At 71.9% G+C, this 12,515-nt stretch carries 11 protein-coding genes and 1 tRNA gene; 6 read left to right on the top strand and 6 right to left on the bottom strand.

What is annotated here, in order from left to right; genetic code table 11:
• Positions 1 to 50: 50 nt before the first annotated feature.
• The 3 genes from DEJ30_RS14245 to DEJ30_RS14235 all read right to left on the bottom strand — a co-directional run bounded on the left by DEJ30_RS14245 (position 51) and on the right by DEJ30_RS14235 (position 2,793).
• Entirely contained in the window at positions 51 to 1,298 is a 1,248-nt protein-coding gene (locus DEJ30_RS14245) for an FAD-dependent oxidoreductase (RefSeq protein ID WP_110862370.1), read from the bottom strand.
• Positions 1,299 to 1,442: 144 nt separating this feature from the next.
• A complete protein-coding gene (locus tag DEJ30_RS14240) occupies positions 1,443 to 1,910 on the bottom strand; it encodes a DUF6264 family protein (protein ID WP_110862369.1) in 468 nt (155 codons plus the stop codon).
• Positions 1,911 to 1,920: 10 nt separating this feature from the next.
• On the bottom strand, positions 1,921 to 2,793 hold the full coding sequence (locus DEJ30_RS14235; RefSeq protein WP_027466565.1) for a CoA ester lyase: 873 nt from the start codon (positions 2,791 to 2,793) through the stop codon (positions 1,921 to 1,923).
• A gap of 184 nt (positions 2,794 to 2,977) precedes the next feature.
• On the opposite strand from DEJ30_RS14235, the gene DEJ30_RS14230 reads away from it, so the two are divergent.
• Positions 2,978 to 6,805 carry an ATP-binding protein gene (locus DEJ30_RS14230; protein WP_083404080.1) on the top strand — a complete coding sequence of 1,276 codons (3,828 nt, stop codon included), beginning with the start codon at positions 2,978 to 2,980 and terminating at the stop codon, positions 6,803 to 6,805.
• 311 nt (positions 6,806 to 7,116) lie between these two features.
• On the top strand, positions 7,117 to 7,701 hold the full coding sequence (locus DEJ30_RS14225) for a CDP-alcohol phosphatidyltransferase family protein (RefSeq protein ID WP_110862368.1): 585 nt from the start codon (positions 7,117 to 7,119) through the stop codon (positions 7,699 to 7,701).
• Between the two features lie 99 nt (positions 7,702 to 7,800).
• Here DEJ30_RS14225 and mscL read toward each other — a convergent pair whose 3' ends face one another.
• The 3 genes from mscL to DEJ30_RS14210 all read right to left on the bottom strand — a co-directional run bounded on the left by mscL (position 7,801) and on the right by DEJ30_RS14210 (position 9,249).
• A complete protein-coding gene (gene mscL / locus DEJ30_RS14220) occupies positions 7,801 to 8,295 on the bottom strand; it encodes a large conductance mechanosensitive channel protein MscL (protein ID WP_110862367.1) in 495 nt (164 codons plus the stop codon).
• 77 nt (positions 8,296 to 8,372) lie between these two features.
• Entirely contained in the window at positions 8,373 to 8,663 is a 291-nt protein-coding gene (locus DEJ30_RS14215; RefSeq protein WP_110862366.1) for an FmdB family zinc ribbon protein, read from the bottom strand.
• A 1-nt stretch (position 8,664) separates the two neighbouring features.
• Entirely contained in the window at positions 8,665 to 9,249 is a 585-nt protein-coding gene (locus DEJ30_RS14210; RefSeq protein WP_071244110.1) for a 5-formyltetrahydrofolate cyclo-ligase, read from the bottom strand.
• Positions 9,250 to 9,364: 115 nt separating this feature from the next.
• Here DEJ30_RS14210 and galU point away from each other — a divergent pair, with 115 nt between their 5' ends.
• The 4 genes from galU (at position 9,365) to DEJ30_RS14190 (ending at position 12,370) form a co-directional block, all read left to right on the top strand.
• On the top strand, positions 9,365 to 10,255 hold the full coding sequence (gene galU / locus DEJ30_RS14205; protein WP_027466560.1) for a UTP--glucose-1-phosphate uridylyltransferase GalU: 891 nt from the start codon (positions 9,365 to 9,367) through the stop codon (positions 10,253 to 10,255).
• Between the two features lie 88 nt (positions 10,256 to 10,343).
• Complete coding sequence (locus DEJ30_RS14200; protein ID WP_017887986.1) at positions 10,344 to 11,003, top strand: GNAT family N-acetyltransferase; 660 nt, start codon at positions 10,344 to 10,346, stop codon at positions 11,001 to 11,003.
• 117 nt (positions 11,004 to 11,120) lie between these two features.
• Entirely contained in the window at positions 11,121 to 12,221 is a 1,101-nt protein-coding gene (locus tag DEJ30_RS14195) for a hypothetical protein (RefSeq protein WP_110862365.1), read from the top strand.
• Positions 12,222 to 12,294: 73 nt separating this feature from the next.
• A tRNA-Ala gene (locus DEJ30_RS14190) sits at positions 12,295 to 12,370 on the top strand.
• Positions 12,371 to 12,515: the final 145 nt, after the last annotated feature.

The following is a 12,515-nucleotide window of genomic DNA, read 5'->3' as shown; positions in this document are numbered from 1 at the left end:
GCCCAGTTCCCGCACCGACGAGGCGCCCGCACCGTCGAGCCTCCCCCTCGTCACCGACGAGCCCACGCCGGCGCGTGTTCCGGCAGCGGGCCGAACGCGATGCCGCGGGCGTAGAGGCCCCGGACCGGCGGGACCCAGCGCGCGAGCAGCACCGGGAGCAGCGGCGGACCGTCCTGCAGGTGCCCGGCGAAGGCCCGTTCGAACACGACCCGGTGCAGCACGGCCTGCGCGGCCTGCACCAGGGCGGCGGGCGGGGTCCGACGACGCTGGACGGCTGCGAGCGCCCGGTCGAGGCCGCCACCGCGGAGCCCGCGTCGGAGCGCCGGCACCAGGATCGTCGCGGTCGCCACCGCGTCCTGCACCGCGAGGTTGATGCCGACCCCGCCGGCGGGCGACATCGCGTGCGCGGCGTCCCCGATGCAGAGCAGACCCGGGCGCCACCACCGGCGCAGGCGGTCCATCCGGACGTCGAGCACGTGCACCTCGTCCATCGAGGCGATCGCGTCGACCCGGTCCGCGAAGTCCGGCCGGAGCCGCGCCACCCGGGCACGGAAGGCCGCCACCCCTGCAGCGCGCAGGGCCGTGTCCGAACCCTTCGGCGCGAAGTACGCGACCTGGTGGTACTCCGGCCGCGGGAAGCTCAGCAGCACGTCCCGGTCCGAGAACGCGGGGGTGAGGGCGCTCGCCGCGTCCCCGGGGTGCCGGGGCAACCGGAACCACCAGGTGTCGAACGGCACCCGGAACGCTCGCGGCACGAGCCCGGCGGCGCGACGCAGCACCGAGTTCCGCCCGTCGCAGGCGATCACGACGTCGGCGCGGAGTTCCCCGGGTTCGTCGGTCCCGTCCCTCGGCCGCAGGTGGACCCCGGTCACGACCCCGTTCTCCTCGATGAGTCCGGTCGCCGCCCCGCCCATCGAGATGCGGAACGACGGTTCCTCACGGGCGGCGGTCACGAGCAGGTCGAGCAGGTCCCACTGCGGCACCATCGCCACGTGGTCGTACGGGGGCGCGAGACGCGAGAAGTCACCGAGCAGCAGCCGGGAGCCGTCGGGCATCGGCAGCGAGAAGTCGTCGAGGCGTGACTGCGGCAACGCCCGGAACGGTGCACCGAGTCCGAGTTCGTCGAGCAGCCGGATGGTCGAGGCGTGCACCGTGTCGCCCCGGAAGTCCCGGTTGAAGTCGTCGTGCCGCTCGAGCACGCGCACGTCGACGCCGGCGCGGGCGAGCAGCAGCCCGAGGACGACCCCTGCGGGGCCGCCACCGACCACCGCGACCGTTGTCCGCGACACCGTCACCATGCCCGGGACGCTACCCCGGTACGGACCGGAGGCGCGTGGCGGCCGCGACCCGCGCCTCCAGGCCGGAACCCCCACGCGTTCTCCGACCCGACACGCGTCGGACGACCGGTGTCCGGTCGGATGGGTGGTGTCGCTGCGCGCCGGTCAGGCGCTGGCGGACACCGACGACGATCCGGAACCGCTGTCGACGGCGTTCGCGAAGACGACCCCGCCCCAGGCGATGACCACGATCGCGAGCACGAAGCCGATCGCCGCGATCCACCACGACGGCTTCCGTCGGATCCACGCGCCGATCGACAGCACGATCGTGGCGACCCCGATGACGAAGGCGCCACCGACCGCGATGGCCGCGCCACCGAAGTACCCACCGGGTGTGCACCCGGCCGAGGCGTCGCACTCTGCCGTGGCCGAGGCGATCGCGACGATGCCGACGACCGCCGTGATCGCGGTCATGACGGCGCCGAACACCAGGAGCAGCACCGTCGAGATCCGGTCGGCGAGCTTCGCCGGCGGGAACAGCGTGGTGCCACCGCGCTCCCACGCCGCGCGCTGCGCGTCCGTAGGGCCGGAGGAGGACTGCGGCGGAGGGCCGGGGACGTTGGACCAGGTCATGCGTGCAGTCCTACCGCGCCTCGACCCCGAACGCCTGTGCGAGCCGCTGGATCTTCTGCGCCCGACCGAGCCGCGGCAGGTCGGAACCGTCGCGGATGACCCGCCCGCGGGCCTCGAAGTCGTCGAGGAAGTCCTGCGCCCAGGCGACGTCGGTCGGGGTGGGGGAGATGACCTCGTTGATGACGGGGAGCTGCTCGGTGTCCAGGCAGAGCTTGCCGGTGAGGCCGAGCGACACGGCCACCTGCGACTGCTCGCGGAGGATCGGGTGCGACGAGCCGACCGTGGGGCCGTCGATCGGACCCGGCAGGTCGCCGACGCGCGAGGCGACGACCAGCTTCGATCGCGGGTACGCCATCGCGAGCGTGTCGGCGCTGGTCCCGGTGTCGCGGCGGTAGTCACCGGAACCGAAGGCCAGGCGGAACGCGCCCTGCGCCTTGGCGATCGACACGGACTCCTCGATGCCCAGGGCCGACTCGACCAGGGCGATCACCGGCGTCTGGCCGCCGAGCCGGTGCCAGGTGTCGGTGACCTGCGCGGGGGACTCGGTCTTGGCGAGCATGACGCCCTGCAGCCCGGGCAGGCCGCGGAGCTCCTCGACGTCGTCCGCCCAGAAGTCCGTCGTGACGTCGTTGATGCGCACCCAGGCCTCGCCGCCGCCGGCGAGCCAGGCGGCGACGCCCTGCCGGGCCGAGGGCTTCGCGGCGGGGTCGACGGCGTCCTCGATGTCCAGGATGATCTGGTCGGCGCGGGAGCGCTGGGACTTGTCGAACCGGTCGGTGGCGGTACCGGAGACCAGCAGCCACGACCGTGAGATCTCGGCGGGGACCGATCGACGCCGGTTCGGCGTGGGGGCGGACGGAGTGGTGCGGTCGTCGATGGCCATGCCCCGTTGGTACCACACCGGACGGGGCCGCCGTCGGATCGGACGCGCCGCACGCCGGGTCGGACGCGCCGCACGTCGGGTCGGACGGCGGTCGCGTCCGTGCGGAAACCCCGAAACCTCGGTTCATTGCCAGAGAGGCCGTCCGGTTCCGCCTACAGTGTCGGATGTGTGGCGAGCGGACAGGGTGACCGACGGTGAGGACGACGTGAACGACGACGTCCCCGTCGAGGGTGCCCGCGCGCGCCCCGACGACGATCGAGACGAGCAGCAGGACGTGGACCAGGAACGGACCGACGACGAGCCGGACCGCACGCTCCGCCCGGAGCTGCAGATGACGAGCCCGCAGGCGATCAGCCTGGGGGACCCGCGGCTGCAGGCCGGCAACGCGGCCGAACCGACGTGGGACGGCTGGCGCACCCAGCTGACCGGCGTCGGTGGCACGAGCCCGCTCACGCACTTCAGCGACCACCCGCGCGCCCGCATCGAGCTCTCGACCACTCACCCGGGCGGTCTCGCGCAGTTCATCACCGGCAAGACGACCCTGCTGTCCAGCCTGATCCGCGACGAGGTGGCGCTCCGTGCCGCCCGCGTGGCCGCCGGACACGTCGAGGCGAAGGGCACCGAGCTCGCCACGGTGCGCGGCATCGACGCCGTGAAGCTCGGCATCGGCATGGCCGACTGGAAGCACGGCGACGAGCAGTTCCGCGGCCCGGTGCTCCTGCGACCCCTGGCGATCCGCCGGCACGGACGCGACTTCGAGGTGCGCCTGCTCGGCGAACCGGTGCTCAACCCGGGCCTCGCCGACGCGCTGCACGAGCAGTTCGGAGTCATCCTCGACGCGCAGTCCTTCGTGGCCCTCGCGCAGCAGGACGGCTCCTTCACGCCGAACCCCGTCATCGACCGCCTGCGTGGTCTGACCGCGCACATCCCCGGCTTCTCGGTGCACGCCCGACTCGTGGTGTCCACCTTCGCCGAGGTCGCGACCGGCATGGTCGAGGACACCGGCGACCTGTCGCACCCCGTGCTCGACGCCCTGGCGGGCAACCCGAGCGCGAAGTGGCAGGTCGAGCAGTCCTACCACCCGGTCGAGCAGACCCCGTCGGACGAGCGCAGCCCGGAGACCGACACGCTCCTGCTCGACGCCGACGACGAGCAGGAGAACGTGATCGCGCAGATCACGGCCGGCAACTCCATCGTCGTGAAGACCCTGCCCGGCACCGGTGGTACCCAGACCATCGTGAACGCCCTGGGCGGCCTGGTCGCCGCGAACAAGCGCGTGCTCGTCGTGAGCCCGCGCCGCGCCACCCTGCGGGGCATCGCCGCCCGCTTCGGTGAGGTCCAGCTGCCCGGGGTCGCGGTCACGCCGTCGACCCTGCGCCGCGACGTCGTCCGTGCCATCGCCCGGAACGAGAAGGCCGCGCGTCCGAACCTCCGCGAGGTCGACGACGCGCTGGTCCGCCTGCGCAAGGTGCTGAAGGACTACCGCGGATCACTCACCCGCAAGGACCCCGACTTCGGCGTCTCGGTGCTCGACTGCCTGGTGGAGCTGTCGCGCCTGTCGCTGCTGCCCGTCGCCCCGTCGACCACCGCGCGCCTGTCGAAGCAGTCCGTCGCCTCGATGGTCGACGGCCGCTCGCGCGTCGCCGAGACGATGGTCAGCGCCGCGAACCTCGGTGAGTTCCGCTACGGCCCCGACGACTCGCCCTGGTACGGCGCGAAGTTCGGTTCGAGCGACGGTGCCCAGCGTGCGCACCGCATCGCGAAGGACCTCGACGCCGACGGCCTGCCGACCCTGCTCCGCCGCGCCCACGACCTGGTGAGCTCGACGCACATGCGCCAGTTCACGACGATCAACGAGCTCGGCATCTACCTGCGCCTGCTCACCGAGATCCGCGACACGCTCGACCGCTTCCTGCCGGTGGTCTTCGACCGATCGGTGTCCGAGCTCGTGGCCGCCACCGCCCCCCGCGGCGAGGGCGCTCCGATGTCGTCGACGAACCGTCGCCGGCTCAAGAAGCTCGCCCGCGAGTACGTCCGTCCGGGCGTGCACGTGTCCGACCTGCACGAGGCCCTGACCCGCGTCCAGCAGCAGCGCGTGCTCTGGCAGCGCTACGTCGCCGCCGGCGTGAACCCCGAGGTGCCCACGGGCATCGCCGACGTCCAGGTGCTGTTCTCGAACGTCGCCGAGGACCTCGCGCGCCTCGACGAGCCGCTGGGCCGCACCGAGCGTGACCGCCAGCTGGCGAACACCCCGGTCGACCAGCTCGTCCCGACCATCGCCGAGCTCGCCGCCGAGTCCGACGTCCTGCACAACCTGCAGGAGCGCACCGAGCTCATGCAGACCCTGCGCGACCTGCAGCTCGAGCCGCTCATCACCGACCTGGCGAACCGGCACGTGCCGGACGTGCAGGTGCCGGCCGAGCTCGAGCTCGCCTGGTGGCAGTCCGCCCTCGAGACCATGCTCGAGTCCGACCGGGCCCTGCTCGGCGCGAACACCGACATGCTCGACCGGGTCGAGGCCGACTTCCGTCTGGTGGACGACGCCCACGCAGCCGGGGTCTCCCAGGGCCTGGCGTGGCAGCTCGCCGAGAACTGGAAGGTCGGTCTCGTCGACTGGCCCGAAGAAGCGACGGCGCTCAAGACCCAGCTCCGCGACGGCGCGATCACCTCGCGCCTGCTGCAGGACTCCGCACCGCACCTGTCCCGGTCGATCGCACCAGTCTGGCTCGCCAGCCCGTACGAGGTGCCGCAGATCGCCGACACGATGCCCTTCGACACGGTGATCCTGGTCGACGCCGGAGCCGTGACGATCGCCGAGACCGTCGGAGCCGTCCGTCGTGCCCGGCAGACCGTCGTGTTCGGCGACCCGGTCACCCAGACGCCGTCGCCGTTCCGCATCGCCGTGGACCCCGAGCACCGGGCGCTGCAGGTCGACGAGGGCACGCTCGACGCGTTCCACGCCGACTCCGCCCTGGCGAAGCTGTCCACCCTGCTGCCGACCCTGTCGCTGTCGCGGTCGTACCGCGCCGGCGGCGAGGACCTCGCCGAACTCGTGAACCGTCGCTTCTACGGCGGCAAGATCGAGTCTCTGCCGTGGGCCGGCTCGTTCCTCGGCCACGGGTCGATCGCGCTTGACTACGTCAGCGACGGCAAGGCCGTCCCGGACCCCGAGTCCGGAGCCGTCGAGAGCGTCGACGCCGAGGTGGACCGCGTGGTCCGGCTCGTCATCGACCACGCCCGCACCCGTCCGACCGAGTCGCTCATGGTCATCACGGCCTCGGCGAAGCACGCCGTGCGCGTCGAGCAGGCCGTGCTGACCGCCGCCCAGGGCCACAAGGACCTGACCGAGTTCGTCATCGGCGACCGTGCCGAGCCGTTCATCGTGGCGACGCTCGAGCAGTCGGTGGCGCAGAGCCGCGACCGCGTCGTGTTCTCCATCGGCTACGGCCGCACCCCGCACGGCCGCGTGCTGCGCGACTTCGGTCCGCTCGGCAAGCCCGGTGGCGAGCGGCTGCTGGCCGTCGCGATGACCCGTGCGCGTCGTTCGATGGTCATCGTCACCTGCTTCCAGCCGTCGGACATCGAGGCCGAGCGCATGGGACACGGCACCGTCGCCCTCGCCGAGATCCTGGCCGAGGTGCGTGCCCGCACCACCGCCGAGTACGTGCCGGACGACTCCGACCCGCTGCTCGTCGACCTGGCCCGGCGCCTCGAGATGCGTGGCATCCCGGTGGCGCTCGGACACCGCGGCAAGCTCGGCCTCGTCGCCGCGCACGGCGGGGTGTGCGTCACGATCGAGACCGACGCGTCGCTGGTCAAGGGATCGCTGCGCGAGTCCCTGCGCCTGCGTCCCGAGGTGCTCCGCCGACTGGGCTGGCACTACGTGCGCGTGCACGCGTTCCAGCTGTTCTCCGACCCGGACCGCGTCGCCGACACCGTCGCCGCCGTGCTCGGGGTCGACCGCGGCGCCACGCAGGAGATCTCGATCCCGCCGATCCCCGCCCGGCGATGACGTCTCGGCCGAGCCGCCGGGCCTCGCGGCCCGCCGGTCCGGTGACGCCGGAGACGGACCAGCTGGTGGGCACGTGGACGCGGGTCGACGACGCGTCGTCAGCCGCGCCTCCCATCCGGCCCGCCCACGGAGGCGAGACGGACGATCTGTCCGGAGGCCCGGTGCGGCGCCGCAGACGAGTCACCACCCAGCCGGTGGCGGGCTACGACCCGGCGCCACCGCCGGAACCGGCGCGGCACCGCGACGGTGAGAACGACGACCAGCTCCGGCGCGACGTCCCCCCACATTGGTAACCGGTAGCCTGGCCCGTGATGACTGAGACCGCGCGGCAGCGCCCCGACTGGCAGACCTGGCCGAACCTGATCACGCTGTTCCGCCTCGTGCTGATCCCGGTGTTCATCGGCCTCGTCGTCGCCGGGCACCCCGGGTGGGCGCTCGTCACCCTCGTCGTGATCGGCGTGAGCGACTGGGCCGACGGCTTCATCGCCCGGAAGTTCGACCAGGGGTCCAAGCTCGGCAAAGCGATCGACCCCGTCGCCGACCGCCTGGCGATCATCGCGATCGTGCTGTCCCTGGTGCTCGTCGGCCTGCTGCCCTGGTGGGTGGTGGCCGTCGTCGTGCTCGTCGACCTGGTGCTCGTCGTCCTGTCGAGCGTGCTGTTCCACGGCAACCCGGACCTCGACGTCACGTGGACGGGCAAGATCCGCTCGGCCCTGCTGTTCGTCGGGCTGCCGGTGCTGCTGTTCTCCGCGGTGCACACCGTCGACGAGAACGCACCCTGGGTCCGGGTCGTGGCCCTGGTGTTCGTGTACCTCGGCACCGCGGGCCACGTGCTCGCCGGTGCCCAGTACGCCGTCGCGATGTTCGCGAAGCGCCGCGCGGTCCCCGCCGCCTGACGCGGGCGCCCGTCTCCGCAAACACCGGTGTTCGCGCTGCGCACCGCGGTTTGCGGGTGTGCGGCGCACGAACACCGGTGTCCTGCGGCGGCCCCGGGGCTAGAGCTTCGTCGAGCCGCCGATGCCGGGCCCCTCTGGAGCGTTCGAAGGGGCGATGTGCGCCCCCGTGCTCGCGGCGCCGCCGGTCTGCGGGCGGAGCAGGTCGCGGATCTCGAGCAGCACCTCGACGTCGGTCGGGGGCACGTCCTGCGGGGTCTGCTGCTCGTCGTTCTGGACGCGCTCGAACGCCGCCTTCTTCAGGTGGTTGACGGGCACGACGAGCGCGAAGTACACGACGGCGGCGACGATGACGAAGTTCAGGACGGCGCCGATGATCGCGCCGAACTTCAGTTCTGCGTCACCGCCGGAGAACGTGGGGATCGCGACGACCAGCGCCTCGTCGAGGCTCGACGCGTTGAACACCGCACCGATGAGCGGGTTGATCAGGGCGTTGACGATCGTGGTGACGATCGCGGTGAACGCCGCACCGATGACGACTGCGACGGCCAGGTCGATGACGTTGCCGCGGAGCAGGAACTCCTTGAAGCCCTTCATGCGAGGGTCTCCTTCCGGGTCGAGGACGGCCGCCGAGTGGCGACGCGCCCCAAGCTATCCGGAGAGCGCGGACCCCGTCAGGACGCGGCGGGCTTCGAGCTGCTGGGCTTCGACTCGGTCTTCCCCGCCGGCTCGGACTTCTTCGGCTCGGACTTCGCGGGGGTGCTCGACGAGCCCTCGGACTTCGGGGCCGGGCGCGAGTCGGTGCGGTAGAAGCCGCCACCGTTGAAGGTCACGCCGACGGGAGAGAACACCTTCCGCAGGACGCCGCCGCAGACCGGGCACTCCGTCAGGGTGGCGTCGGAGAAGGACTGCTTGATGTCGAACGCGTTGTCGCACTCGGTGCAACGGTACGAGTAGGTGGGCACGTCAGCTCCGGAACGTGATGATGCGCGACGGCGTGATGATGCCGTCGACGGGTTCGTCGTGGGGTTCGCGCGGGACCTCGTCGAGGTACTCCGCGTCGAAGATCACAGCATAGACGGGCGGACGGTTCGCCATGGACCCTAGGGTCTTGTCGTAGTAGCCGCGTCCCCAGCCCATGCGGACGCCGTCGTGCCCGACCGCCGCCGCCGGGGCGAGGATCGCGTCGACGTCGTTGATCGCGAGCGGGGACAGGACCTCGCCGACCACCTCGGGCAGGCCGAGCAGGCTCTCGGTCTCGCTCTCGCCGTCGCCCACGGCCCAGTCGAGCAGCCCGTCCTCGCGGGTGACGGGCAGCAGCACGCGGATCCCCTGCCCGAACGCCCAGTTCAGGAACGGGCGGACGTTCGGCTCGTCCGGTGCGGACAGGTACAGGGCGAGGGACGTCACCTGGCGTTCCTCGACGAAGCGCTGCAGGGTCGCGGTCAGGGTCTGGGTGTCCGCGTCGCGTTCGGTCGTGGTCCGGGTGCGCCGCCGCTGCCGGAGCTCGGCTCGCAGGGCGCGCTTCTCGTTCCCGAGATCGGCGATCATGCGCAGGAGTCTACCGAGGGGGTACGGTTGCGGCTTCCCGCCGGGAACCCGCGGAGTCTCGTGTCCCCCGGAGCGACGACATGCCCTCGAAAGGGGGATCGGATACGGTCTGACCATGGGCTTCCAGATTTCGAAGGCGGTGATCCCGGCCGCAGGGCTGGGTACCCGCTTCCTCCCCGCGACCAAGGCGATGCCGAAGGAGATGCTCCCGGTCGTCGACAAGCCGGCCATCCAGTACGTGGTGGAAGAGGCTGTCGGTGCCGGGCTGACCGACGTGCTGATGATCACCGGGCGCAACAAGAACGCGCTCGAGAACCACTTCGACCACGTGTCGGAGCTCGAGGAGACCCTCCGCAAGAAGGGCGACCACGAGAAGCTGCAGAAGGTGAACCAGTCGACGGACCTCGCCGACATGCACTACGTGCGGCAGGGCGACCCGCTCGGCCTCGGCCACGCCGTGCTCCGCGCGAAGATGCACGTCGGCCGCGAGCCGTTCGCCGTGCTCCTCGGTGACGACATCATCGACGCCCGCGACCCGCTGCTCCAGCGCATGATCGAGGTCCAGGGCGAGAAGAACGCCACCATCGTGGCCCTGCTCGAGGTCCCCGAGTCGCAGACCCACCTGTACGGCATCGCCACGGTCGAGCCGACCGACACCGACGACGTGGTGAAGATCACCGGGCTCGTCGAGAAGCCCCCGCAGGGCGAGGCGCCCTCGAACCTGGCCATCATCGGCCGCTACGTCATCCGTCCCGAGGTCTTCGACGTCCTCGAGAAGCAGGAGCCGGGCAAGGGCGGCGAGATCCAGCTGACCGACGCGCTCATGAAGATGGCGAGCGCCGAAGAGTGGACCGGCGGCGTGTACGGCGTCGTGTTCCGTGGACGCCGGTACGACACCGGTGACAAACTCGACTACATCAAGGCGATCGTGCAGCTCGCCTCGGACCGCGATGACCTCGGCCCCGACCTCAAGTCGTGGCTGAAGGAGTTCAACGCGGGCGAATAGTCGGCCATCCCGCTCGGGTCCGTCAGATCACGGACCCGGGCGGGACACCCCGTCCCGCACAGCGGCGGGACCCCGGAGGAACCCAGCGATGACGACGATCCCGACCCTGTCCCACGGGCGGGTCACCATCCGGCCCCTCCGGCTCCGCGACACCCGCGACCTCGACGCGGCACTCGCGACGAACCGCTCGTGGCTCCGCACCTGGGAGGCCACGAACCCCTCCGGACACGTCTCGACCGACGTCCGGGGCAGCATCCGCGCGCTCCAGGCCAACGCCCGCGCGGGACTCGGGCTCCCGTTCGCGATGGAGCTCGACGGCCGCTTCGTCGGTCAGCTCAACGTCTCCGGCATCTCCTACGGCTCGCTCGCGAGTGCCTCCATCGGCTACTGGGTCGTCGAGGACGCCGCCGGCCACAACGTGACGCCGATCTCGGTCGCCCTCGCGGTCGACCACTGCTTCCGGTCGCTCGGCGTGCACCGGATCGAGATCTGCATCCGGCCGGAGAACGCTCCGAGCCTGCGCGTCGTCGAGAAGCTCGGCTTCCGGTACGAGGGACTCCGTCGCCGGTACATCCACATCAACGGGGACTGGCGCGACCACTTCTGCTTCGCGCTGGTGGCGGAAGAGGTCCGCGGCGGCGTCCTCGAGCGCTGGGTCCAGGGGCAGGTGCCTCCCGGGGTGGGCACCGTGCCGCTCGCCGCACGCGACGAGGCGGCGATGCCGCTGGACACGACGCCCCGCATCTGACGGGCCGCCTCTGACGGCCTGGAGGCGCGGCTCGCCTTCCGCAGATTCCGCCCCGACACGCGCAACACGCGTCCGGCAATGACGCGGCGCGGGAACCGCCGCCCCTACCGTGTTCGCATGGCAGGAATCGGCTCGTGGGGTGGCGGCATCGTCCTGCTCGTCGCGGCCGTCCTCTGGCTCGTCTACCTGATGCCGTCGTGGGCCGCCCGCCGCCAGTACCTGGCCACGGAGCGGAACGCCATCCGGCTGCAGCAGACCCTGCGGATCCTCGCGCAGACCGCCGAGCTGCCGGACGAGGTCCGCATCGAGATGAACGCGAAGTCCCTCGCCCAGGCGCAGCGCGTCGCCCGGTCCGAAGAGGCCAAGCGCACCGCCATCGTCCGAGCCCACGAGGCAGCGCGGCAGCGTGAGATCACCCGCCGCCTGGCCGAGCAGGCCCCGGTGCTCGAGCGGGCGTCCGCCGTGCCGGCCCTGACCGCGATGCGCATGCGCCGTTCCCGGCTCGGGGCGACCCTGTTCGGCACGCTCGGCATCGTCGTGGCCCTCGTGGTCTTCGTCGCGGCACCGTCGCTCTGGCTCGTCGGTGTCGCCGGACTCGTCGCCGCCGGTGGGTCCGCCGCGGTCCTGGCCCAGCTGCACCAGGTGGCGACGGCGCGGAAGCAGCGTCTCGCGGCCGGCGAGACGGGCGCGACCCGCGCCTCCCGGCCGTCCACCGCCTGGACGGACCCGGCCCCGCCCCTGTCGACCGAGCAACCCGCCGCGCCCGCTGCGGATCGCTCGTGGACCCCGAACCACGTGCCCAAGCCCCTCTACGTGGAGCGGCCGACAGCACCGGCTGCATCGCCCGAGTCGTCGGCGGAACTCGCTGCCCGGTTGAAGGAGCGCGTCGCCGCGGCCAAGGCGGAAGCCGAGGCCGAAGCGGCGGCGATCCGCGCGGGGGAGTCCGACCCCTCGCTGGCGCGGGTTTCGCGGATGCGACCCGAGCTCGAGGAAGCTGCGGCATCGCTGTCCGCGCACGACCAGGGTCGTCTGGCCGAGCGGCTCGGGCTGCGGGCACCCGCTGCTGCCGCTGGTTCTGTGACCGCTGCTCCCGCTGCCGACGAACCCGCTGCTCCCGCCGGTCCGCCGAGCAAGTGGGCCGGCATGGGAGTCCTCGACGACGACGCCTACCAGCAGGCCGACCTCGACGCGATCATGCGGCGGCGCCGCGCGGTCTGACCCGCGGCACGCCCGACGGGCCACCGGCGATTTCGGCTGGGCCGACCGAGGGTGCTAATGTGATCGAGCACTTGGGGCTATGGCGCAGTTGGTAGCGCGTCTCGTTCGCAATGAGAAGGTCAGGGGTTCGAATCCCCTTAGCTCCACCAGGTAGCAACACGAACGGCCCGGAACCCACAGGTTCCGGGCCGTTCTGCCGTCGTCGGGCTGTCCGTCGGGCGTGCTGACGCGACCTCCTGAAGGACGAGAGGCCTGACGACGGCTGGCACCGGCCCCCCGGTCCGTCAGCGCGCC

It is taken from the genome of Curtobacterium sp. MCPF17_003 (assembly GCF_003224385.1).
Taxonomy (GTDB): Bacteria; Actinomycetota; Actinomycetes; order Actinomycetales; family Microbacteriaceae; genus Curtobacterium; species Curtobacterium flaccumfaciens.
This window is presented reverse-complemented; position numbering and strand designations above follow the sequence as displayed.